Source organism: Methanosarcina sp. (genome assembly GCF_049706645.1).
Classification (GTDB): domain Archaea; phylum Halobacteriota; class Methanosarcinia; order Methanosarcinales; family Methanosarcinaceae; genus Methanosarcina.
The window spans coordinates 61,156-83,968 of record NZ_JBNAKP010000050.1 but is presented as its reverse complement, the minus strand read 5'-3'; the positions used below and the strand labels follow the sequence as shown (position 1 = coordinate 83,968).

Here is a 22,813-nt window from a genome sequence, read left to right as displayed (position 1 = left end):
AAAACCAGGTTTTTCCTAAATTAATGAAAGTTTCAGAATTATTTTCCATGAGGAAACCCTATTGATAGTTCAAAATTCGAGATTTAGAGATCCAATTTTGAGTTTTGGGATGAGCTCATAAATAAAGATACTGAAGTGAGCTCAAGAGAGCTGATTTATGGGACAGAACTTTTTCGGTGTTTCCCATATTTTCTGCGGTTGTCACATCTATAGTGGGCTTTTCGCTCCCTCCCTCTCTGTAAAACTCGATTACCTTTACGCAAGTCTTTTCACAAGCCACAAGCCTTTTCAAAAAAGCTTGAATGCAAACCTTTTCAAAAATGCTTGATCGCAAACCTTTTCAAAAAAGGTTTGATCGAAAACCCCTGGCAACGGCGTGATCAACCGGCGCAACGGTTGCGGCCCAACGCTTGCGCTCAAGAGGGCTAGTTTATGAGACAAAAACTTTTCGGTATTTTCAGGATTCTCCGCAGTCATCAAATTATGGTTAGCTTTATCGGTCCTGCCTTCTCCGCAAAAATTCCAATAGGATAAAAAAGGCATATGAGAAGTGATAAGGCCTAAAATTACTTTTGGAAGGTTCCTAAGTGAAAAATAGTGTTTAAAAAGAAAAGGAATAAAAGTATATAATTAGTGTTTATTGATAGATTTTACTGATTGATTTACGACAATTTATTAACTGATTTTCTTGATTAAATTTGCTGGATCATTTTTTCCACTTTTACTCCGGATTCGGTCAGGAAATATATTTCGTCTTTTTTTGTGATTAATTCTTTCTGTTCAAGTTCTTCGAGAGTTTTTGCGACGGTGGGATGGGCAACTCTCAGGGTTTTTGATACTCTTTTCCCTTCCATTTCTCCTTTTGAGGAAAGTAAGGAGAGCACTTTTTGCCTTATACTGTTTCCGTTTACAAAACCTATTAAATCGTTCAATTCATTCATCAGGGGCCCCCGATTATGGATACGTTATCCGACAATTTTATACTACTATATTTATATAATAGAAGTACATATATATGCAATTAGCAGGTTATAGAAAGAGATTGGATTCAAGATATATTTAACTTCTTGCTGGGTAAGAGAAGCTTTTTCCGGCAAAGGCGGGGATTTCAGGCTTTTTTAGCCTTTTCAACTTTTTCAGCTTTTTCGGCCTTTTCAGTTTTTTCGGCTTAGATTCTTTCCCGGAGCGTTAACCTCTGGAACATTCTTAAAACTCCAGCTTTTTCGCTTGCTGTGTGTATTCTTAATCAAAAATCACATTATTGAATCTGACTCTACAAACGAACACAATATTATATAAAAAATTGAAAAATAATAAAGCTCTGGCTGGCTTTTTATGTTGTCGGGAATTTCCGGTTATTGACTGAAATTCAGCATAAAGTGCCTGAAAAATACCATTAGGCTTTAATACCTTCATTGATAAGTACTTTATATCTATTCAGTTATTTTCAGATGTAAATTACATATACAATGATTACAAATTCGGAGGACATACCAACAAATGAGCAGCGGAATGTGCCCAGTATGCGGGCTTCCAAAAGAACTTTGCATTTGCGAAGAGGTTGCAAAAGAGCAACAGAGAATTACTGTGAAAGTTAACAGAAGAAGATACGGAAAAGAAGTTACCGTTGTAGAAGGTTTCGACGCAAGTGAAATTGATCTTCACGAACTGTCCACTTATCTTAAATCAAAGTTTGCATGCGGCGGTACGGTAAAAGGAAATACCGTGGAACTTCAGGGTAATCACCTGGCCCGCATGAAAGAAGTCCTCATGGAAAAGGGTTTCTCTGCTGAACAGATTAAAAATTAAACTCTGACAGCCTCCAGGGATAACCGGACCTGAGAAATAATAATAAATATTCAGGCCCGGAATCACATATATTTTTGGCATTATTTTCGGTAGCATGCATTTTCTATATATTGAGGGAGACATGCTCTACTCGAAAAATAAAAATATACGGATATATAAATTGTTAAGAGAATATATCTCGTAAAGTTTACTTCATTTATGCGGTGTCGGTCTCCCATGAAAACAACATGTGAAATTATGGTACAGAAAGTCTTGCCCGCAATTCGGGCAGAGCTTTCCAGAACAATGATTTTTGAGCATGGGTGCACGCAGCAGGATGTAGCGGACATCCTGGAACTCTCAAGGGCTGCGGTATCCCAGTACGTGAGTGAGAAACGCGGGGCTGAAGTTGGTTTTTCCGGGGAGACCCAGAATGAAATTCGGAAGTTTGCATCAGTGCTTCTAAGTCGAGGTCTATCCTCTCAGGAAAAGGCAAAAGGCATGTGCGGGGTTTGCAGTTTTGTCCAGAAATCCGGCTGGCTATACAGGAATGCCCCTGAAGCTAAACCCTGTATCATATGTGAGGATCTGGATTTAAAGTGAATAATACACTGTGTATTAAATGTAAAGGAAAAGGACTTTGCGGGCGCCCCCGTTGCCCAATCCTTGAAAAATTCAAGTCCTTACAATCGATTGCTCCTGTAATCTCAGGAGACTCGGTTTTTGGGGCATCTCCACCTGCGATTTTTGTTGGAAGCTACGGTTACCCCAGGGTTTCGGCAGGCCCGCTCATTCCCCCTCTGGCAAAGGAGAGCGAAGCCTCGGTTTTTGAAGAGCCTTCAGCCTGGGCAAATATGCAGATTGAAGATATTATCTCCCTGCGTTCCCGTATGGTCAGGGCAAACACAAACTTCCACGTAAACGATGCCCGGGACAAAGAAAACCCTCTCCTTGTAAAGGCTCAGGAACTTGCCCTCTCCAGAAAGCCAGTGGATACCGAAGCCTGGTTCTTTAAAGCCCCGAAACAGGAACTCAAGTTCGATGCCGTACTCACCCCTATGGGCCCTTCAGGGCTTATGAAAAACTTTGAGCTTGCAGAAAATCCGAACGTCCCGAAAAAAGTGGATTATCTGGTTTACGACACTGATGCCCTGGCAAAAGATGCCGTCCTCGAACTCTATAAAGGAGATATCCCGGCTGAACATATCACGCGCCTGCTCTCTATTGGCCTGCTCGGAAAAGCACGAAAAATCGTGCCAACGCGCTGGTCAATTACAGCCGTGGATGATATGGCAGGAAAGGAATTTGCAGACCGTATAAAGGACTTTCCCTGGGTCTCAGAGATCCAGCTTTTTAGTGGGACCCATTTCGGGAACCATTTTGAAGTCCTTCTCCTCCCACGGGCTTATTCCTTCGAACTTATTGAAGTCTGGCTCCCAAAAACAGTCTGGTCTGGAGAATCAAGCTGGGTTGGGGAAGACAGTGAAGGTTACGAGGGAAAAAAAGGATATTCTCCCCTGGCTGGAGGCTATTATGCCGCAAGGCTGCCTGTACTTGAATACCTTACGGAAATCAAAAGGCAGGCTTCGGTCTTCGTGCTCCGGGAAATAACTCCGGATTACTGGGCTCCCCTGGGGGTCTGGGTCGTGAGAGAAGGCATGAGAAAGGCTCTTCAAGATCCGCCTAGAAAATTCGATTCTCTCGAAGCTGCAGTTTCAGATTTTTCGGGCAGGATAAATACACCAAAAGCCAAATGGATGCCGCAGGCAAAGCTGCTTTCAGACTTCCGTTTTCAAACGACTCTGGACTTATTCTTTAAAACGCAGTGATGTTAAAAACGAAATAGTGCAAAGACAGATGGTGTAAAAATAGAAACAACGTAAATAAAGAGAAATTACCTGCTGCAATCTAAAAAGGAAAATAACCTGGCAGGAAAACTTTGAGGCCTTTTACACGGCTTATTCAAGTTTTCAGCCAGTTTTCGGGTCTATTTGAATTTCCCAACCTTTATCTGGTTTATTCAAATATTTCCGGCACTATACGCCGGGCAACTTCTTCGTAAGCTTTTGAAATGTCGCCTTTGTCAAACCTGAAGACATCCTTATCCATGGACTGTCCGGTGTTCTTGTCCCAGAACCGGCAGGTATCGCAGGAAATCTCATCTGCAAGGATAATCTCTCCGTCTCTCCTTCCGAATTCCAGCTTGAAGTCCGGAAGTATTATACCCTTTTCGTCCAGGTAGGGCACAAGCAGTTCATTGATTCTCAGAGCGAGTTTCCTGAGTATGGCAAGTTCTTCCGGTGTTGCCAGCCCAAGCGCGAGAGCAATGTCGTCGTTCAGCATGGGATCCCCGTATTCGTCGCTCTTAAAGTCAAAAACAAGCACAGGGGACTTGAAAACAGTACCTTCTTTCAAGGGATATTTCTTTGTAACCGAGCCTGCGGCAATATTCCTGACAATAACTTCAATTTTTATGATATCGACTTTCTTCACAAGCATATCGATGTCAGAGAGCATTTCGACAAAATGAGTCTTTATTCCCTCTGCTTCGAGCATCTCAAAGAGTTTTTTTGAGATCTGGGCATTATAATACCCTTTTTTTTCCATTTCCCCTTTTTTCTCTCCGTTAAATGCAGTCAGACTGTTTCGGAATTCGGCAATAAGGGTGTCAGGATCATCCGTCTTATAGATAGTTTTTGCTTTCCCTGAATAGAGCTGTTCTCTTGTCATGCAATGGTCCTCTCTAGGGATAATTCTGGATTTCCTTAGATAGAGAGATCTTAGGAATGATAGTTTTAATATACTAGTTCTGATAATGCAGAAGTTTTGATAATGCTGTGGCATTCCAGAAATTAACTATATAGACCAAACTCTCTCTAAGATGCAAGTGCATCTCACGGAGACAATTCGGTTATTTCCAGAATTCACGATTACCTTTCGAAAGTGAGACATTTTCCGGAGACGGCAAAGGCTTTTTCCGAAAATATGCCTTGAATCTCGAAAGAGATAGAGTAGATGATAACGTCTTCTGCTAGATAAAGTTATCATCTCGGCCCGGTCTTTTCTTTTACTGCCGGCTGCTACGTAAATTTTATCATCGAAGAAAATCAATTACTAGGTTTAGCAACTTAAATAAAAATTTAAGAACTTACCGCATTTGAGTGCCCTACACTTGATAGTGGATTAGTCCAAGCACGCAACAGGTAAAAACATGTCAGGCACTATATTAGATATCGTAGAGCTGCTGCTGACCGCAGAGATCTATAACCGCTATCCAGAACTGGATGTAAACGATCTTCCAAAAAACATTCGGAAAAACTACTGGAGTAGCACAGAAAAAACAGTTCCCAAACCCGTTACAGCTACGTTTATCCGAATTGAAAAACTGTACGGGGTTAAGGATATCGAAAAACTCGTAAGGAACGTCCCCTTCATAAATACTGATAAGTCTCATTTTGAACTTCGTCTGAGTGCTTTTGAACTTGCTGCGGAATGGTTTGAAAAGCAGGAAGGCTCCCAGGAACGGATTGAAAACAACCCTGTTCTGGCTTATTACTATGGAGAAATAAGAAAGGTCGAGGCTGCAAACTATGCACTTGCAAAGGCTAAAATGAGGCCCAAGGAAGTCGACAGGGAATGGATTGAGTCCCTGATAGCGGAGATCAGGAAAGAGGACAAAAGCGAAGAGATGCTTAAACTAGTGGTCATTATCGCCCCTGAAGATGTAAAGCAGAAAGTCCGGGACCTTGTACTCACTGAAGAACAGGAGAACGAAGTCGAAAAGATAATGAAAGCAATTAAGCACAGGGAATACCTGCGGGAAATCGGTCTGCACGACATAGGGAAACTACTGTTTGTTGGCCCTCCCGGGACCGGAAAGACTTCGGTTGCCCGTGCGCTCTCAGAACAGCTTTCAATCCCGTTTGTTGAGGTCAAGCTCTCCATGATAACGGACCAGTATCTCGGCGAGACTGCGAAGAATATTGACAGAGTCTTTTTGCTTGCAAAGAAACTTAATCCCTGCATTCTTTTTATAGATGAGCTGGATTTCGTAGCAAAAGCAAGGACATCGGACGAAAACGCTGCCATCAAGCGGGCAGTCAATACCCTCCTTAAGGCCATAGACGAAATCAGCCTCGTGGAGCATGGGGTTCTCCTTATTGCCGCGACGAATCACCCCCGCATGCTTGACAGTGCAGCCTGGAGGCGCTTTGACGAGATAGTTCATTTCCCTCTCCCTGACCGCGATATGCGTAAAAATATCCTGGATATTGTAACCCGGCACATCGAAGGAGATTTCGATACAGGGGAAATTGCGGAATTAACCGAAGGCTATTCGGGTTCGGACCTGCGCATGGTTATAAGGGAAGCTGTCCTTGGTGCTCTTCTCGAGGAGCGCAAAGTACTTACCCAGCAGGACCTGCTGGAAGCGGTTATATCTTTTGATGAACGGGCTGGTCTCAAATCCGAAGAGTACGAAAGGAAGAAATAAAGATGAAGTTGACACTTCTTGGGACCGGCGATGCTGTCGGAACTCCTAAAATCGGATGTAATTGTCCTGCCTGTGAAGACGCCAGAAAAGGTGGGAAGAGCCAGCGTCTTCGTTCTTCCATTCTTGTAGAGGCTGACCAGGGTAAAATCCTTATTGACACCAGCCCCGACCTCAGACAGCAGTTTCTCAAGCAAAACCTTTCCTGTGTAGACGGAGTGATCTGGACGCATGGGCACTATGATCATTACGCCGGATTCGGAGAGTTCTACAGGGTCCAGAATAAGGTTAACGTCTATGGAGTTCGCGAAACTCTCGAATACATCGACCAGTACGTCTCCTTTCTTAAGCCCAGGTATCATTATGTAAAGCTCTATGAGCCATTCGAGCTAATCGGGCTGCAGTTTACTCTCTTCAAGGTCAATCACCCTCCTGTGGAGGTTCCTGCAGGGGTTATAATTTGTGAAGGCAATAAAAAAGTAGTGGTTACTGGAGATACGAACTCCAAAATTCCCGAAACCAGCCTGGAGCTTATGGGAAATCCTGACCTTCTTATTGCCGATGCTATAGTCCCTCCCCATATCCACATCAAAAAGCACATGAATTCAGAAGAGGCTATGGCCCTTGCAGAGCAGCTCAATGCAAAAGAAGTAGTTTTGACCCATCTCAGTCATCTGTTTCGCCCTCACCATATTGAAGCGTTATTTTTGCCCCTTGGATATGACGGACAGGTTTTTGAGCTCTAAAAAATTTTTAAATATTTAACCCTTTCCAAAATTCTGCTTAAATTGGTCCAGAACCTTTCTTTAACACGACCTTTTTACTTCCTGATGTTAGCTCTATATATTCCGGGCTCCAAAACCGTTTATGAACCCTGAACGTATTCGGACCATTCTATCCGGGAAATCAGGCAACGGGCCGGTTGCTTACTGGATGAGCCGTGACCAGAGGGTTGAGAACAACTGGGCTCTTCTTTTTGCCCGGAAGATAGCGTTGGAAGCCGATGTGCCTGTAGTTGTGGTCTTTTGTCTGGTAGATGGATTTCTGGGAGCTATAAGAAGACAATACGAGTTTATGCTCAAAGGGCTGCAGGAAGTTGAAGCTGCTCTTGCCTTGAAAAAAATTCCGTTCTTTTTCCTTCGAGGAGACCCTGGGGGAGAAATTCCAGATTTTATTGAGAGATATAAGATTGGAACTCTTGTTACTGATTTTAGCCCACTTCGGATTAAGAGGATGTGGACAGAAAAAGTTGCATCAGGCATTAAGGTACCCTTCTTTGAAGTGGATGCCCATAACGTCGTTCCCTGCTGGGAAGCTTCTAAAAAGCAGGAATATGCTGCTCATACCTTCCGCCCTAAACTCTTAAGGCTTCTTCCCGAATTCCTTACGGAGTATCCGGAGCTCGAAGCCAATCCCGAATTTCCTGAAATCTCCGCTATTTCCGGAAAATCGGAAATGTTCCCAGAAGTTCGAAAAAACGCAATTGGATCTCTTCTTCCAGAGGAGCTTCTTGAAGAAAAAGTCGGTTTCTTACCTGATCCCGCGTTTTTCGATGCCGGAGAAACAGCTGCACGAAAAGTTATGGATGAATTCCTTACTAAGAAGCTTAACTCTTACTCCACCCTGCGAAATGACCCCATTAAAGATGCTTTATCCAATCTCTCCCCTTATCTGCACTTTGGACAGATCTCGGCTCAAAGGGTAGCTCTCAAAGTAGAAAATACAAAAGCTGACCTGGGATCAAAAGAAGTATTTCTCGATGAGCTCCTTGTGCGTAAAGAGCTTGCCGACAATTTCTGCTATTATAATCCTTTTTATGATAGTTTTGATGGTTTTCCTGAATGGGCAAAGAAAACCCTTAACTCTCACAGGCGTGATCAAAGAAGTCATATCTTTACACTGGAAGAACTGGAAACAGGAAGGACATACGATCCTCTCTGGAATGCCAGCCAGATAGAACTCCTCAGGAGAGGGAAAATGCACAGCTATATGCGAATGTACTGGGCAAAGAAGATTCTCGAATGGAGCGAATCGCCCGAAAAAGCCCTCGATACTGCAATCTACCTGAATGACAAATACGAACTGGATGGGAGAGACCCGAATGGGTATGCTGGAATCGCCTGGAGCATTGGAGGGGTTCATGACCGCGCCTGGCAGGAGAGGGAAATTTTTGGAAAAATCAGATACATGAGTTACGAGGGCAGTAAAAGAAAGTTCGACGTTAAATCATATATTGCAAAATATTCGACTCTGTAGAAATTCTCAATTTTATCCAAATAACTTATTCAACTCTTTTGTTTATGTTGTGTACTAAGATTTTAACTTTTATCGATATGTTCACAAGCTTATTAAGGCTTAGATTTGCGTTTTTCCTCAGATAATTGAAGTCTTTCGCCTACTCCCAGAAACAGAGCTTAAAAACGATCTATTTCTTTAGATAGACTGGCCTTCAAACCTGCCAATCAACAGGTAGACAAAATTCGCATTAAAGCATTAAATTAATATTTATCTTAATGTTTTAATATTACTAAAAGATTTTATACGGTGTACAAGCATGAATCAGCATTACTTTTCTTTGGATAATTACTACAAGTATCTTATAGGTCTTGACGGCGTTATACTTACTTTCTTAATAATAAAAAGTTATCCAGTTGTTGTTAATTTAGCAACAAAAGCTAGCTTTTTTATTATGTTAGTAGGAGCATTTTGTGTATTAGTTGATAATTGGAATCGAAAATCAATAGATTATAGATTATATGTTGAGCTATATGAAAACGAGTATCAAGCTAATTCTGACTATAAAGCTGGTAAAGTATTTGTAAACTTAATTTTTTATGTAATCTCTATATATTTAGTATCTGGTATATTTGGTGCTCTCTGACACTTACCAGTGGGCTTTCATAAAGAGATTATTTAATCCGGGCGGGAGGTGAGAAACCCGCCCCCAATTCAATTAGAGGACAGGCTTATCAGATATTTTTTTCAATACCGCATTTAAAACCCAAAACTGCTTTTTACAAAAACTTTTGGAGACTTTTACACAAAAAATTAGAGTTAAGAAATTAGAATTTAAAGGCCTGTTATATTCTCTAATGCTTCAGATAGTGAGTTGAAATGAAGGAGTTTTGAAATGAAGGAGTTTTTGTTATTTCTATACGGACTAAAATAACTGTTTAGAGCGAAAGTAGTGTGTCTATAATTGCTTGAATTATCTCAAAATATCCGGTTAGAGGATATCCGGTTAGAAGAGTGCCTGAAAAATAAAAAGTTCCTGTACCAAATAACGGTTTAGTTTATTATTTTCTATTTTTTTCTCTCTAAAAGGCTCTAATTTTTTATATTGGTCATATATAAATACAAGTACCTCCAATTTTAATATTGGGTTTTTTATATTTCTTCCTATTATGAAAAATAGGAGAATAAAACAAAAAGGGAGTGATATCTATGGCAGTAAGAAATCCAGTAGACTTGCTTGCACTTATACTTGTTATAGTGGGCGGATTAAACTGGGGGCTTATAGGGCTCTTTGATTTTAACCTTGTAGCCGCGCTCTTCGGCGAAGGAAGTACTCTTTCGAGAATTGTGTACATACTTGTCGGGCTTGCAGCACTTTATACGATTTATTTCGTTACAAGATCTGATACGTATCATGAGCGTGAGACCGCGGTACGTCACTAAGTAAAAAAGATTGGAAAAGCTTCTTTCCAGTGTAAAAGCTCCTTTCCGGTGTAATACTGTGAAAGGGGCCTTAACCAGCTCTAATTTTTTTCAAAAGGCTGGATCTAAAATTAAGAAGGGTCATTTTTGTTCTTTTTATTTTTGTTCTTATTTCTTTTATCTTCATTTTTAATCTAATTTTTCGATTATAACTAAATATCGGGTTTTAAAGGTCTTAACAAATCTCGATAGAGGTAATTTTACTGATATTTTTTTTATAACATATTTTCATTTGACTTTTCTTTCAGAGCCTTCAATTCAGAAAGTACTTTTTCAGCATGCCCTTTGGCTTTAACATTATCCCATAATCTGGCGATTTCCCCTTCAGGATCTATGAGAAAAGTCGTCCTTACTGCGCTTGTAATCTCTTTGCCTCTAAAATTCTTTGGGTGCAGCACATCATATGTTCTGTGGACATTTGCCTGCTTGTCTGAGAGCAGCTTTACTTTAATTTCTTTCTTCTCGATAAATCGCCGGTGAGATTCGACGCTGTCCCTGCTAACCCCGATAACCACTGCATTTTCGGCTTCAAAATCCTCTCTCAAACAACTGAAATTCTTTGCCTCAAGGCTGCACCCTGGCGTGTTATCTCTCGGATAAAAGTAAAGGATTACCCATTTTCCTCTAAAGTCTTCGAGGCATGTTTTATTCCCTTCCTGATCGAGCAGGCAAAAATCGGGAGCAAATTGCCCTATTTTCAGTGAAGTTTTTACCATATTTTTTCCCCTTAAGTAAATGCTGTACTAGCGCGGTTAGTTAATAGATATTTAAAACTAGTTTCAGTAATTCTCTAAAAATCTCTTTAAAATATCAATTACTTAATAATTATTTAAAAATTATAAACTTATTCGTATCATTTAAATTATATTCTACAGTTATTATTTTCCGGTTTTAAGTTTATTTTTTCCGCTTCCAGGGCAGTAGTGCAGCTTCAAAAGCCAGGAGAGACCCTATAAACAACCCTGCCCAGAATAAAAGCCCGGCTATCCCCAGGCCAAAGAAATAAAGCCGTTTTCTTGCTGACCCTGTGCCGTAATTCTCATCTTTGAGGCTTAAGGCCATTGCAGTAACTCCAAGCCCTATACTGGCTAAGATTAGAACTAGAGTAATAAAAATCTCTGGGGAATATGAACTTTTACTTAACGAAAACAGCATCTGGAAAATATATGACGCTCCTGTACCCAGAAAGAAAAGACCTGCAAGAACTCCTGAGATGCGCGCAGGACTGAACCTGGATACAGTTTCCCTTCTGAAAAATATTGCCAGAAACCCGGCTGCAAGAGTTAGTGCAAGCGGAGTAAAGATCAAAAACAGGCTCTGCCCTTCCCAGCGGTAAATCTTTATCTGGCTCAGGGGTATGGATATCCATTCCTTCAAGGTGAAAGTTTCTCTGTATCCTAGAATTATCCCATAATTTCCTTCTCTCGGGATTTCTCTTTCCTGCAAATCTTTTTCCTTTACATCACCTGCTTCCTGTACCGCACCTACCGCAGCGTAATAGGTCCCGCTTTCCGGAGCTTTCATATCGAGCCGGGCAGGTGAGTAGAAGGCGCTTGGTGTGAATCCTTCATATACGGGACTCTCAGGCAGGCTATGGGAAAGCACTTTTGCCCCTGATCCTTCGGGCACTTCCAGTCTCTCGGGTATTTTTCCTTCATTCGCAAGTCCAGGCCCGATAAGAATCAGGTTCGGAATAAAACCCTGGTCTCCCTGCTCAACGGGAACGGTAATCCCAAGTACTATTCTCTCCCCTTTTTCCATTTTAAAACTGTAGTACCTGAGGTCTTCGTAATCAAGCTGCCCGTAAAGAACCCTTGATTTGGTAGGGTCTTCAATCCGGATTGCGGTCTCAGGACTTTTACCCTCCCCTCCGAAGACCGGCACATGGGCAAGCGCAGGAGTGAGAAAATAGCAGATGACAGTTAGAAGAAGCAGAAAAAAGGCAGAACGCCGGAATACCCACAGTCTCATGGACTATGTTTTCTCAGGTAGTATGTAAATATGTATAAGAACAAAGAATCAGACACAGAACATGAGACTTAATTTTCGCGTTAAGTGAACTCTCTTCCCTCCGAAAACCCTTTCTCATATGGGCTCGGAATTCGTCTTATGAGGATCTGGGATATACCTCCTGAGAAAATGTGCAGGCAGCATCTTCTAGGGGAACACCGTGAGTTACATGCTCTATGGTCTATAATCACCAATAACAAGAAAGCCTATGCTCACCATCCCGAAACCATGCGCTGGAGGGGAAAGCTGAAAGCTCTCTACCTGAGGCATGAAGCCCTGGTAGAGGAAATGACAAAACGAGGTTACAAGCACCATACTCCTCTCGACCCTGCTCTCGCGACAGGAAAAGCGGTTCAGGACGAGCTTGTGGATTCTTATGAAGAACAGGTCCGGCTCCTGAAGGAAAGAGGGTGCGATTGCAGGGTTTGAGTCGGGTTCTCTCAGGAGAACTCGAATTCGGCTTTCCTGTACAGGGATTCCCTGTCTTCTGCAGATAAGGTTTTTTCGATTATCAGGGAGAGGAGAAGAAACAGGGGAATGCATACCGCTATCTGGATTGCCGTAAATCTGGCTCCCATGTATGAAAACTCATACATTAGAAGGGGAATTTTCGTAGTGGACCATACTCCCAGGAAGAAAAACACATACGCAAGTTTTGCTTTTTTCTTTATCAGAAGCGCTGCAATGGGAAAGGCTATATAAAGTGGGCCTGCGGCAGCAGACCCTAAAAATAAAGCTGTAAGTACTCCTTTAAGGCCCGAGGCTTCCCCCATATACCTGATAAAGGTTTCTTTAGGAACCCAGGCGTCCAGCAAGCCCATGAGGACAAAGACAGGAGGAATCAGGCCAAGCATTTCTTTCGTGTTCGATAAGGATATCTCGAAGGCCTTAATGCCCTGAGCCGTGTCCGTAAAATACAGGGCTATTATAACAAAAGCAAAGACTATGGCAAACCTGAACCTTTTTGCCAGAGCAGTTACCCTCCTTTTTACGCTCTTATTTTCTGATCTGGCAGTTTTGTTCCTGAATTTCATACCCGAATCTGCAGGTTTCATATCCGGGTTCCCAGGATTAATGCTAATATTTCTAGCGTTTACTTCAGCACCTGTTCCAGCACCCGTATCGGTATTCATATTACATTAACCTCCAGATCACCATTGTAAAAACCAGAGATATTACCAGTGCGGATGCATTTCTCAGGATTGCCGTACGTTTGCTGAAATATTTGATTTCCAGGGGCAAGGTTACGAATCCTACTGCCATAAGTGAAGAAACAAAGGCTGCAATCTGTGCATACCCTGCTCCTGCTTCTAGAAGGGCAGCTCCAAGCGGGAAGGCAACAAAACCCGGAATCAATGCGATGGATCCTGCTGTCAGCGAGAGAATGATTCCGAAGAAACCTGACTCTGAACCGATAAGCTTTGAGATGGTGTCCGGACTGAGGATTGCCAGGGTAATCCCTGCAAACATCATAACTGAGAGAACCTCCGGGAGAAGGCCTGAAAAAGATTTCCAGGCTCTAAAGAGAGCTATTTTTGTCTTTTTTTATCCTTAAGGTAAGAAACCGTAAGGAAGATAAAAGCTATAAAATAAAGGCATGCACTATTCAGGAGAATCTCCTCCATTTAATTTGCAGGAATGCTGGGACTTCAGTTTTGCAATTTCTCGTAAGTTTCCAGAAAAAAGTCAAGGTTCTTCTTTCTCCTTTCAATATCCTGCTTGAGCTCACCAAGCTTTTCTTTTCCTTTTTGGGTTATTTTATACCATTTTTTTGCCGGCCCTGGTTCGGAAGTGTCCCAGTAAGCCTCAACTGCTCCTTCTTTTTCCAGATCATTCAGTGCCCTGTAGAGTGCAGGAGTATCTATTAGATTGAAAGGCATTTCTTCGTCAAGCCTCCTGAACAAAAGGGCTCCATAAGCTGGTTTCTGTGCCAGGAAGAGCAGTATGAGTGCAGGTGTATGTCGGAAGTATGTGTTTCTGGGCATGATGACACGTTTATTCTTTTCATGGGATTGGAGGTTTTATTTTTACGTTAATCCCATTTGCCTTACTAAAATCATTTATTTTATGTTAATCCTTTTTACCTTAACTTAACATCATGATGTGTTTAACACTAAGGTGTTTTTCTATAAATACTTTCTGCTTTGAATGGGGATCTCCTTGCGTCTTTCTCAATTCACTCTTTTAATGCTATGAACTAAATATATATACATATCGATAATCTAAGAGCTGATCCCAAAACTCAAAATTGAGTCCCCTAATTTCGAATTCCCAATAACCAACAGAGTTTCCGGTTACGAAATTTGTTCTGAGATTCTTATTGATGTGAGAAATAAACTTGGTTTTGGGATGGACTCAATATAATATTAACTCTAATTTTGTAGAGAGAAACTTCCTGGAGAGAATATAAAATTCTGAGATATGCAATATGGTAAAAAGGGAAACCTGAAACCCGGGGTTTTGCTGTCTTTCGGGAGAATGCGATGAAACTTGTACTGGATGAAGACGAAATCTGGATAATTGAATGCATAAAAGAAGCTCATATTGACTGCGGTTTCCACGTTCGAGATGTTATAAAAAAGGCAAAAACGAGGTATGGATTGTCCAGATCAACAGTATATGAAATAGTGAGTTATCTGGAGTTTCACGGCCTGGTAAAAACGAATAAATCCGGCAACCGCGAACTCGATCAAAGTATTTCCTATTTTATAAAATGCCCTGCTTGCGGAAAGGAAATACCAGGAAATGAATATATCAAAGAGAACGGGCGGGCAATGTGTGAAGACTGTTATCTGGAAGAGCACCAGAGAATCAAGTTTGCAGACCCTGTGGCCGTACGTTCTAAAAAACTCTTCAGGAAAAAGCATGGTCTGGAAGGTACAGAAGGGCTGACAGAGCTTCAAAAAGAACTTTACGAGTTTATACGGACGGAAGGAGGGGCTACGCCTGAAAAGATCTCTAAACTCTTTGGGCTTACTCCCCAGGAAACCCGGAACCAGCTTGCAATATTAAGGCACTGTGAGCTCGTGAAGTGGTGGAAAATGGGAGATGAAAATTACATGGTGCCTTTTGATTCTTAAATCGTTTTAATTCATTTGTTAAATTAATTTATTTGTAAAATTAAGTGTGTTAAGGAAGTGAAACATTGACAGAAATAATCGATATGGATGAAAAGGTAAAAATTATGGCCGGACAAATTCCTGGAGTGATGAATGCACTTGCCGGGCTTCATTCCGAAGTTATTAAAGACGGAGCTTTAAGTGCCAGAACGAAGGAACTGATGATGGTGGCAATTGCAGTATCCCTGCGCTGTGAATACTGTCTCTGGAAGCATGTTCCTGAAGCTGTAAAACTGGGGGCAACCCGTAAGGAAATCCTGGAGGCTGTCAGTACAGCCATAGTGATGGCTGGTGGGCCTGCAGTAGCCTATGGCTCTGTAGTTGTTCTTAAAATTCTGGATGAACTGAACGTTTGAAGAAACGAGGTGAGATAAATTGACCGAAGGAAAAATCAATCCTGTCAAATGTAATGTTTGTGGGTGTGAACTGGAAAAAGAAGATTGTATCGAGGGAGAAGGCAAGATTTTCTGTGAGGACTGCTTTATAGAAAGCCACCATAGAATTCAGGCATGTGACCCGTGGGCAGTTCGTTCCAAGAAAATCTTCAGGGAAGAAGCCGGGCTTGAAGGTACAGAAGGTCTGACTGAACTGCAGAAAGCCATCTATGAGTTCATCGTTTCCAGCGGCGGGGCAACAAAAGACGAGATCGCAAAAAAGTTTGAGATATCCATGTTGGAGGCCGAAAACCAGTTTGCTCTCCTGAGGCATTGTGAGCTGGTAAAAGGACAAAAAAGGGCAGATGGTGTATATCTTGTGCCTTTTGAGAGTTAATAAGCTCCCAAATTACTTAATTTTTTATCCTGAATCAGTTAAAGTTGAAGTAAACTCTTTTCCGGAGATGTTTCGAAATTGATAGTATACAGGCAAGAAAGTTCCCTAATAAATATTAATAAGTCTTAATTCCTATTTTTATAATGTCCCTTCTGTGGCCGCATACATTTTTTACTCGTTTACTCTCCCCAAAAAAATTCTTATCTATTTTTAAAGTTCAAAATGAACATCAGTAGTTTGATTTTTATCAAGCTAAATAGCTGCGGGGAATGTTGTTTTTTATATGCCCTTTCATAAATTATGCTTTAATAACACTATGAAAGGGCTTGAGCTTGAATGGATTTTTATTTAATTGAATTATACGCTTTTCAGGTCTTATATTTATTTAGGACAGATCTCTTTGAGGCCGGAGGCGACATCGGCCAGAAGTTCGACAGGAATTCCCATGATCATTTCTTCGTCTGAGATCTTGGTATATGTCCTGCTGCCGCTGCATCCGACTGTGACTCCGATTTTGCCCTCTTTATATACCTTTACAACGCCGTCCGAGCACAGGCTTTGCTTTCCTGCAAAGCTGGATTCAATCCTGCCGCCCGTTTTATACATCATGGCCTGTGTAAGTAGCATAACCTGTCTTGGGGTGCAGATAATCACAACGACATCCGGAGTAAATGTGGTTTTTTCCAGGGGAGAATATAGGATTGCTTCGGTTAAGTGTGGAGGGAGCTTGGAAACCATTTCAAGGGTACGCCTTGCAGCGCCCTGGGTGCTGAATTGTTTGAGTCCTTTAAAATAGAATTCCCCGCTTGCGACTTTCGGGGGCATTTCACCAAGACCCATTGCACCGGCTCCGCCTTTGCACATCTGGTCGTCGATCTGGGTATAAAACTCCTCGCCAGTCCTTCTCAATCTGTCAACCAGCTGGCAGTGTCTCATTGCCTCATCTACTTTTTTAATTCCTTCAGGAATTTCTCCTCCTTTCGGAATCAATTTTACTGCAACAGGAGATGTCGTGAGTTTCAGGCACTCTACCATTTCCTGTCCATATTTATTTATCTCTTTTATATCCATTTTCTCAATTCCAGTTCTCAATACCGCTCATTTTAGTGATGAGAGCAGCTGCAAGTCCCGTTAGTAGACAGCTCCTGCAGCAACCCGCTGTTGTAATCCTGAACCGCATCGGATACCTTGCCCATTGCTCCTGCAAATACCTTAATCTTTTTTTCCATCAATGCCATTAATGGCATTCCTCCTATGCCCGAGACGAGTACAGTGTCAATATTATGTGATTTCAGGATTATTGAAGGGGCAATACAGTTATGTCCGCCATCAGGAGGCAGATTGCTTATCGCCTCAATGCCCGCAATAACTTTGTCCTGTACATCTACAATGGTAAAGTATTCGCACGAGCCAAAGTGGACACAAACATCAGATTCCAGTCCACTGTCACTCATCGATGGTATAGCAATTTTTGTCATTTTCTACACATCCTGTTTTAGCGTTGACTGCCATTTTTCCCTTGCTTTTGGGGCAGCAGTAACTGTTCTCAATGAACCTCTTTCCTCTTCCATCGCCACCGATTCGGTAGATTTCCCCGGCACCGCACATCGGACAGCTTATGGGGCGTCCTTCATTATTCGGTAACTCCCATGAATGCTCACATTCTTTACAATGGAACTCGACCCTGCACTCGCCGCTATTCACATATTCTCCTCCGGAGATCTCTATTCCCTTGCCGTTGACAAGGGCGTCAACCACTTTCTGTCGGGCTTTTTGCAAGTCGTTCCAGAAGGTTTTTCTGGAGATGCCCATCATATCCGCGGCCTCGTTTTGCTCTATATGAAGGAGATCGCAAAGGCGGATAGCCTCAAGTTCTTCTATGGACAAGTTGATAATTTCGAGATCGCAGAGAGGAACTTCCCTGGGCTTATAGTATGTGGCCTTTGGAAAGCATGATACCCTGCGCTTAACTCTATTAACCATCAAATTACCCATATGCGATGTATTATATATAACTTGCCAATTCAATAGCCCGCCTTGAAATATTTTTGTATGTCAGTTTTAGTTAAGTCTTTGATGATTACTTTGATCGAAGATATGCGCTGTGAAATTTCTTTTAACAGCTGTGGAAAAAAGTTTAAAGCCTTCTATTTGCCCAAAAATGTTTCATATTTAAAACCAATAAATAACAGGCTTTTTGTGTGTTTTAATACTCTCAGTGGCGGTGTTTTGTATGGGCAGTTCAGAACCTTATTTCAACCCGGAAATAGAAACCATGGGCCGGGGAGAGCTTGATGCTCTCATAGAGGAAAGAGTACGGTACACGGTAAAATATGCGGCAGAAAATTCTCCCTTTTACAGAAAATGGTTTGAAAAGCAGGGTGTAGACCCGGCTGAGATTAAAACCCATGAAGACCTTCTGGATCTTCCCATAATCTCGGGAAAAACGATCCGTGAAAACCAGCCTCCCGAGGTTAGGGAATTTATGTTCAGGAGTGTGGGCTGGGAGGATGTTTTCACAGTTCATGAGACCAGTGGAACCAGCGGGACTCCTAAAAGCTTTTTTCTTACATGGGAAGACTGGGAACGATACTCGGAAAAATACGCCCGGATTTTCAGGTCGCAGGGTTTTGGCCAGGGAGACAGGGTTGTTGTCTGTGCTTCTTACGGAATGAATGTAGGGGCAAATACCATGACCCTTGCGGCCAGGCAGCTTGGCATGAGCATTATCCCTGAGGGCAAATGCACATTTCCTCTGCGTGTTATCGAAGCCTACAGACCTACAGGCATAGTAGGCAGCGTATTCAAACTCCTGAACCTCGCCAGAAGGATACGGGCAGAGGGGACTGACCCTCAGGAATCAGGCATAGATAAACTGGTTGTGGGAGGGGAAGCCTTTGCTGACGAGTCCAGGAATTACCTTTCCGAAATCTGGGGTTGTCCTGTGTATAATACGTATGGGAGCACGGAAGGCACGATGTGCGGGGAGTGTAACGAGGTATCTGGGCTGCACGTACCTGAAGATTTTGTCCACCTTGACATTTACGATCCTCATATCGAGAACTACGTACCTGACGGAGAATGCGGAAGAGTCATCCTGAGCACGCTGTTGCCTGTTGGAGCAAAAGCAGGTAACCTTCTTTTAAACTATGATACCGAAGATACAACTGTAGTGCTCACGCGTAAACAATGCCCCTGCGGAAGAACTCACATGAAAATCATGACTCCTCAACGGGAGGCCGAAACGGTGTGGGTAGAAGGAGCTCCCTTTAACCGCGTAGATGTAGAAAGGGGCGTTTTCCAGCGTGAAAATATGGACTACCTGACAGGAGAATATGAGGCTTTCCTTTACGGCGAAGAGGACGAGGGAGAAACCGTGCTGCGGGTCAGTATGGAATGTGAAAACCCTGACATGTGCGACCGAGATCTTATAGAAGAGAATTTTGTCCGTGCTTTTCTCAGGTATAAGCCTCCACTTTCCAGGGCTTATTCCGAAGGCACTTTTAAAATCGTATTCAACTTCGCAGATCCTATGGGGCTCGAGTTAAACAGGATAAAAGGCAGGCCTAAAAGGCTTGTTGACAGGCGATAAAAGCGTAAAGATGCAGAGTGACAAATTATATTCTTGTCGGAAAAATGTGCTCGTGCTGGGAAAATGTTTTAAGCGGGAAGACTATGTCACTATGGAAAGCGTGTTTATGCCGGGAAACCGTATTCATGCCATTCGGGTGTGTTCAGTACAATTTTCGGAAAGTCTTGTTAAAAAAAAAGCTGGTTAAGGCTTTCTTTTCACCTTTTATTATATTTTTATATTATTTCTCTTCAGTAAAAGAGCCTATCTATTTTCACGGTGGCAAATGTAAATCATTCCCAAAGATTAATATTACTGAAGATTTAATATCTATTAATCAACTCTTTTATATTAGTGGCTAAGTGAAAAAAACATATATAGTGTTACTTACAATATGTTAAAGTATTATCTTGTAGACAAATCCAAGATTACCTGGTGATACGATGGAAACAGAACTTATGAGGATAGGGGTTTCCCTTCCCGATACCCTTCTGGGTAAATTTGATGAGATTATAGAAAAAAGAGGATATTCTTCCCGTTCGGAAGGCATAAGGGACGCCATCAGGAGTTATATTTCCTATTACGAATGGATGGGTGATATTAAAGGTCACCGTGTCGGAACGGTTGCAGTTATTTACGACCATACGAAAAGGGGGCTTTCAAATGCTCTTGCCGATATCCAGCACCACTACTCTCACCTGATAAAATCCTCGGTACATATCCATCTTGACCATGACAATTGCTTCGAAGTAGTCGTTCTGGATGGAGACGGAGAGGAGATTAAGGAACTTGCCGAAGCTATAATGTCCCTCAAAGGGGTAAAGTTTTCAAAGCTTACCACTGTAGCATCAAATGAAAAGATCTGACCTTTTCTGGCAGGGCAGGATTAGTGATCGAAGCGGTAAGTAAAGCCGGACTGAATAAGAGTAAAGAGTTCCATAGGGGGAAGAGTCCTAAAGAAGAAAGAGGTGAGGAGAAGTAAAATTCCAGAGAGAAAAAAATCCCTCTCGTCTCAAGTTTAAGTTTTTTCAAAATGCTTTTCAATGTGCTTCAGGAGCAGGCTCCCGAATTCCGTGAGGTCGTAAATCTGGAAACTGCGCTCTCTTCGTGAGTCCACTATGCCTGCTTCTTTTAACAGCTTAAGGTGATAAGAAAGAGCTGAGTGCTTCTGGTCCGTGCACTCTACAAGGACACAGACACAGAGGCTCTGAACTTCAAGAGCTTTGAGAATCCTGAGACGGGTCGGATCTGCAAGCACCTTGAACAGGCTGACGATTTCTCCCACATCTTCATTCATTGCCGTATGCACGGCATCAAGCACGTCTTCCGGAAGACAATATGCATCCTTTACTTCTACTATTTTTTTCTCAGACATTTCTTCCACTTGACCATCCGTTCGAATAAAGCATGTGGTTATTACTTTAATTCTTCGTATTAAAGCTTCCAGTTATCTCATCGAATTTCCTGCTTAAAAATATCAGGTTTATTTTACGTTATCCTGAATTATCCCGTTTTATCCTTTCAAAACATCCTTATCCGTGCAAAGCACCTCTCTCCACCTGAGCCCGAGTTCCGAAAGGGCTAAACCGCCTCCGATCAAAGTAATTGAGTTCTTTATAATATGATCAAGTACGGCAACCGTAAACCCTATCTCCGGTCTGATCCCCCCAAGCGCGAAGACTGCAGTAAGGGCAACTTCATACGTTCCTATGGCTCCAGGTGTTACAGGAAAGATTTTTGCAATATTTCCAAGAGCCACAGCCAGGAAAATCAGGGATATCATGTATGTCGATGAGATACTTACTCCGACTGTCGGAAAAGATTTGAGAACCAGGAAGCAGGTAAATATATCTATTCCCCATATAAGAAGCGAAGATGCGGACACTGCCAGAAACGCGCCCGGACGTACGGCAATAACACTCATCTGGTGGAGAAATGTGGATGCAAAGCCCCTTATCCTGCCAGAGAGCCCGTTTTGGGAATTTTTCTTTTTCAATACCTTTTTAGTGCGGCCTTCCCGGAAAGACACAATAAAAAGAATCAAAAAGAAAAGCACTACTGCAAGCCCGGACAGCTTTATCATAGAATTCATCCATGGAGCAAGCTCAAAACGGGATGCAGCGCCTGAAGACGCAAGTATTGCTATAGAAGTAATTGCAACTATATCAAAAACTCTTTCTACGGTCAGCGAGGAGAAGCTTGTTGTAAGGGCAAGGTCTTTGCTTTTTTTCAGGATATACATCCTGCTCAGGTCTCCTATGCGTGCCGGAAGAATTACATTTGCAGACTGGCTGATGAAAATACTGCCTGTGAGAAATCCAAGCCCGTACTGGTTTCCGAGTCTTTTAAGGATCTGCTGGAAGCGCATTCCCCTTAAAGGCCAGGAGATGCAGTATACCAGCGAGGCGAGTACCAGAGTCCTGAAGGATGCATGCTTCACATTTTCCAGAATATCGGATGCGCCCAGAAAGGTTGCAACAAACGCAAGGATCAGGATTGCAAGGGCGGCTGTAAGAAAGACTTTCCCTTTTCCTGAAACGACAGGCGGGAATGAGAGTTCCCGCCAGAGCCGGAATATCTCGGATCCCATTCCTTTGACATCTTTTGCCATGTTAACTTTGCTTGACCCTCCATGCCTCCAGTAAACCGGAAATTCTGCTACTCTGTATCCTCTGTGCTGGGCTCTTACAAGTACTTCAGTGTCCCAGAACCAGTGTTCATTCTCAATTTCGTCGAGAAGTTCAAAAAGAGCTTCTCTCCTGAAAGCCTTAAAACCACACTGGTGATCATAGAGTTTTGAACGCAGGAAAAGCCTCACCAGAAAATTATATCCCCTGCTTGCAAACTCCCGCTTAAAAGGCCTTCTTGCATCGCTTTCCCGCATCATTCTTGAGCCTGTGGCAAAATCATAGCCATCCGTGCTCACAGCCCTGACCAGTTTTTCCAGATATTTCATATCTGTTGCGAGGTCCACATCAATGTAGCAGAGAACTTCTCCTGACGCGGCTTTAAAAGCCCTGTTCAGAGCTTTTCCCCGGCCCTGCCGTTTATCCGAATGCAGGTGGACAACATAAGCGTACTGTTTCGAAAGATCGGAAGCTATCCGGTCCGTACCGTCCGTGCTGCCGTCTTCTGCTATAATGATCTCGAAATGGTCAGTTATTTTATAAAGTGTCTCCGCTGTAACAAAGACAGCCTTTTCGATATTCGCTGCCTCATTATAAGCTGGTAAAACCACCGAAACGCTGGTAATGGATAAAACCCCTTTATTTTCATTCCAGTATTAGGAGCGAATTTACGATTTGTATAAATTGATTTTTATATGAATCCGAGTTTAAGGTCTCCCCC

General features: G+C 42.4%; 26 protein-coding genes and 1 pseudogene. 15 read left to right on the top strand and 12 right to left on the bottom strand.

Annotated elements, in window-relative coordinates; translation table 11 throughout:
- Nucleotides 1–157 precede the first annotated feature (157 nt).
- Nucleotides 158–328 carry a hypothetical protein gene (locus tag ACPK8D_RS15355; RefSeq protein ID WP_424718725.1) on the top strand — a complete coding sequence of 57 codons (171 nt, stop codon included), beginning with the start codon at nucleotides 158–160 and terminating at the stop codon, nucleotides 326–328.
- A 364-nt stretch (nucleotides 329–692) separates the two neighbouring features.
- On the opposite strand, the gene ACPK8D_RS15350 is transcribed toward ACPK8D_RS15355, so the two are convergent.
- A complete protein-coding gene (locus ACPK8D_RS15350) occupies nucleotides 693–941 on the bottom strand; it encodes a transcriptional regulator (RefSeq protein ID WP_424718724.1) in 249 nt (82 codons plus the stop codon).
- 559 nt (nucleotides 942–1,500) lie between these two features.
- On the opposite strand from ACPK8D_RS15350, the gene yciH reads away from it, so the two are divergent.
- The 3 genes from yciH (at nucleotide 1,501) to ACPK8D_RS15335 (ending at nucleotide 3,617) form a co-directional block, all read left to right on the top strand.
- Nucleotides 1,501–1,809, top strand: coding sequence for a stress response translation initiation inhibitor YciH (yciH, locus tag ACPK8D_RS15345; protein ID WP_011023951.1), 309 nt, complete (start codon nucleotides 1,501–1,503; stop codon nucleotides 1,807–1,809).
- 216 nt (nucleotides 1,810–2,025) lie between these two features.
- The gene (locus ACPK8D_RS15340; RefSeq protein ID WP_424718723.1) at nucleotides 2,026–2,391 is read left to right on the top strand and encodes a transcriptional regulator; all 366 of its coding nucleotides are present in this window, start codon (nucleotides 2,026–2,028) and stop codon (nucleotides 2,389–2,391) included.
- Nucleotides 2,388–3,617, top strand: coding sequence for an Nre family DNA repair protein (locus tag ACPK8D_RS15335; protein ID WP_424718722.1), 1,230 nt, complete (start codon nucleotides 2,388–2,390; stop codon nucleotides 3,615–3,617). Before ACPK8D_RS15340 ends, ACPK8D_RS15335 begins: the two co-directional genes overlap by 4 nt.
- A 187-nt stretch (nucleotides 3,618–3,804) precedes the next feature.
- On the opposite strand, the gene purC is transcribed toward ACPK8D_RS15335, so the two are convergent.
- A complete protein-coding gene (purC, locus tag ACPK8D_RS15330; protein WP_424718721.1) occupies nucleotides 3,805–4,518 on the bottom strand; it encodes a phosphoribosylaminoimidazolesuccinocarboxamide synthase in 714 nt (237 codons plus the stop codon).
- A 481-nt stretch (nucleotides 4,519–4,999) separates the two neighbouring features.
- Between purC and ACPK8D_RS15325 the strand changes: the two genes are divergently transcribed.
- The 5 genes from ACPK8D_RS15325 to ACPK8D_RS15305 all read left to right on the top strand — a co-directional run bounded on the left by ACPK8D_RS15325 (nucleotide 5,000) and on the right by ACPK8D_RS15305 (nucleotide 9,955).
- Nucleotides 5,000–6,280 carry an ATP-binding protein gene (locus ACPK8D_RS15325; protein WP_424718720.1) on the top strand — a complete coding sequence of 427 codons (1,281 nt, stop codon included), beginning with the start codon at nucleotides 5,000–5,002 and terminating at the stop codon, nucleotides 6,278–6,280.
- A gap of 2 nt (nucleotides 6,281–6,282) precedes the next feature.
- Entirely contained in the window at nucleotides 6,283–7,023 is a 741-nt protein-coding gene (locus ACPK8D_RS15320) for an MBL fold metallo-hydrolase (RefSeq protein ID WP_424718719.1), read from the top strand.
- Between the two features lie 121 nt (nucleotides 7,024–7,144).
- Entirely contained in the window at nucleotides 7,145–8,533 is a 1,389-nt protein-coding gene (locus ACPK8D_RS15315) for a deoxyribodipyrimidine photo-lyase (RefSeq protein ID WP_424718718.1), read from the top strand.
- A gap of 298 nt (nucleotides 8,534–8,831) precedes the next feature.
- The gene (locus ACPK8D_RS15310; RefSeq protein ID WP_424718717.1) at nucleotides 8,832–9,158 is read left to right on the top strand and encodes a hypothetical protein; all 327 of its coding nucleotides are present in this window, start codon (nucleotides 8,832–8,834) and stop codon (nucleotides 9,156–9,158) included.
- Nucleotides 9,159–9,721: 563 nt separating this feature from the next.
- Nucleotides 9,722–9,955, top strand: coding sequence for a DUF378 domain-containing protein (locus ACPK8D_RS15305; protein WP_424718716.1), 234 nt, complete (start codon nucleotides 9,722–9,724; stop codon nucleotides 9,953–9,955).
- Between the two features lie 254 nt (nucleotides 9,956–10,209).
- Here the strand turns inward: ACPK8D_RS15305 and ACPK8D_RS15300 are convergent, their stop codons facing one another.
- Together ACPK8D_RS15300 and ACPK8D_RS15295 are read right to left on the bottom strand one after the other, a co-directional pair.
- Complete coding sequence (locus ACPK8D_RS15300; protein WP_424718715.1) at nucleotides 10,210–10,710, bottom strand: peroxiredoxin; 501 nt, start codon at nucleotides 10,708–10,710, stop codon at nucleotides 10,210–10,212.
- Nucleotides 10,711–10,891: 181 nt separating this feature from the next.
- Nucleotides 10,892–11,965 carry a hypothetical protein gene (locus ACPK8D_RS15295; RefSeq protein ID WP_424718714.1) on the bottom strand — a complete coding sequence of 358 codons (1,074 nt, stop codon included), beginning with the start codon at nucleotides 11,963–11,965 and terminating at the stop codon, nucleotides 10,892–10,894.
- An 84-nt stretch (nucleotides 11,966–12,049) separates the two neighbouring features.
- On the opposite strand from ACPK8D_RS15295, the gene ACPK8D_RS15290 reads away from it, so the two are divergent.
- The gene (locus ACPK8D_RS15290) at nucleotides 12,050–12,433 is read left to right on the top strand and encodes a pyrimidine dimer DNA glycosylase/endonuclease V (protein WP_424718713.1); all 384 of its coding nucleotides are present in this window, start codon (nucleotides 12,050–12,052) and stop codon (nucleotides 12,431–12,433) included.
- Between the two features lie 11 nt (nucleotides 12,434–12,444).
- Here ACPK8D_RS15290 and ACPK8D_RS15285 read toward each other — a convergent pair whose 3' ends face one another.
- From ACPK8D_RS15285 to ACPK8D_RS15275, 3 genes are all read right to left on the bottom strand, one after another.
- The gene (locus ACPK8D_RS15285; RefSeq protein ID WP_424718712.1) at nucleotides 12,445–13,137 is read right to left on the bottom strand and encodes a permease; all 693 of its coding nucleotides are present in this window, start codon (nucleotides 13,135–13,137) and stop codon (nucleotides 12,445–12,447) included.
- 1 nt (nucleotide 13,138) lies between these two features.
- Nucleotides 13,139–13,477 (bottom strand): permease, encoded by a 339-nt coding sequence (locus tag ACPK8D_RS15280; protein WP_424718711.1) that lies wholly within the window; start codon nucleotides 13,475–13,477, stop codon nucleotides 13,139–13,141.
- 176 nt (nucleotides 13,478–13,653) lie between these two features.
- Nucleotides 13,654–13,989, bottom strand: a complete 336-nt coding sequence (locus tag ACPK8D_RS15275; RefSeq protein WP_424718710.1) for a PadR family transcriptional regulator — start codon at nucleotides 13,987–13,989, stop codon at nucleotides 13,654–13,656.
- 498 nt (nucleotides 13,990–14,487) lie between these two features.
- On the opposite strand from ACPK8D_RS15275, the gene ACPK8D_RS15270 reads away from it, so the two are divergent.
- The 3 genes from ACPK8D_RS15270 to ACPK8D_RS15260 all read left to right on the top strand — a co-directional run bounded on the left by ACPK8D_RS15270 (nucleotide 14,488) and on the right by ACPK8D_RS15260 (nucleotide 15,894).
- Entirely contained in the window at nucleotides 14,488–15,084 is a 597-nt protein-coding gene (locus ACPK8D_RS15270; RefSeq protein ID WP_424718709.1) for a hypothetical protein, read from the top strand.
- 65 nt (nucleotides 15,085–15,149) lie between these two features.
- A complete protein-coding gene (locus ACPK8D_RS15265) occupies nucleotides 15,150–15,479 on the top strand; it encodes a carboxymuconolactone decarboxylase family protein (RefSeq protein WP_424718708.1) in 330 nt (109 codons plus the stop codon).
- Between the two features lie 19 nt (nucleotides 15,480–15,498).
- A complete protein-coding gene (locus ACPK8D_RS15260; RefSeq protein ID WP_424718707.1) occupies nucleotides 15,499–15,894 on the top strand; it encodes a hypothetical protein in 396 nt (131 codons plus the stop codon).
- A gap of 381 nt (nucleotides 15,895–16,275) precedes the next feature.
- Here the strand turns inward: ACPK8D_RS15260 and ACPK8D_RS15255 are convergent, their stop codons facing one another.
- The 3 genes and pseudogenes from ACPK8D_RS15255 to ACPK8D_RS15245 form a co-directional block, all read right to left on the bottom strand.
- On the bottom strand, nucleotides 16,276–16,965 hold the full coding sequence (locus ACPK8D_RS15255) for a DUF169 domain-containing protein (RefSeq protein WP_424718706.1): 690 nt from the start codon (nucleotides 16,963–16,965) through the stop codon (nucleotides 16,276–16,278).
- 32 nt (nucleotides 16,966–16,997) lie between these two features.
- Entirely contained in the window at nucleotides 16,998–17,348 is a 351-nt protein-coding gene (locus ACPK8D_RS15250) for a NifB/NifX family molybdenum-iron cluster-binding protein (RefSeq protein WP_424718705.1), read from the bottom strand.
- 241 nt (nucleotides 17,349–17,589) lie between these two features.
- Nucleotides 17,590–17,889, bottom strand: a pseudogene (locus tag ACPK8D_RS15245) (DUF134 domain-containing protein); the annotation flags it as partial.
- Between the two features lie 238 nt (nucleotides 17,890–18,127).
- On the opposite strand from ACPK8D_RS15245, the gene ftsA reads away from it, so the two are divergent.
- Both ftsA and nikR read left to right on the top strand, forming a co-directional pair.
- Nucleotides 18,128–19,486: a coenzyme F390 synthetase gene (gene ftsA / locus ACPK8D_RS15240; RefSeq protein ID WP_424718704.1), complete on the top strand. Its 1,359-nt coding sequence runs from the start codon at nucleotides 18,128–18,130 to the stop codon at nucleotides 19,484–19,486.
- A 422-nt stretch (nucleotides 19,487–19,908) separates the two neighbouring features.
- A complete protein-coding gene (gene nikR, locus ACPK8D_RS15235) occupies nucleotides 19,909–20,331 on the top strand; it encodes a nickel-responsive transcriptional regulator NikR (RefSeq protein WP_424718703.1) in 423 nt (140 codons plus the stop codon).
- A 152-nt stretch (nucleotides 20,332–20,483) separates the two neighbouring features.
- On the opposite strand, the gene ACPK8D_RS15230 is transcribed toward nikR, so the two are convergent.
- Nucleotides 20,484–20,840 carry an ArsR/SmtB family transcription factor gene (locus tag ACPK8D_RS15230; RefSeq protein ID WP_424718702.1) on the bottom strand — a complete coding sequence of 119 codons (357 nt, stop codon included), beginning with the start codon at nucleotides 20,838–20,840 and terminating at the stop codon, nucleotides 20,484–20,486.
- A 138-nt stretch (nucleotides 20,841–20,978) separates the two neighbouring features.
- Nucleotides 20,979–22,703: a flippase-like domain-containing protein gene (locus tag ACPK8D_RS15225; protein ID WP_424718701.1), complete on the bottom strand. Its 1,725-nt coding sequence runs from the start codon at nucleotides 22,701–22,703 to the stop codon at nucleotides 20,979–20,981.
- Between the last annotated feature and the right edge of the window lie 110 nt (nucleotides 22,704–22,813).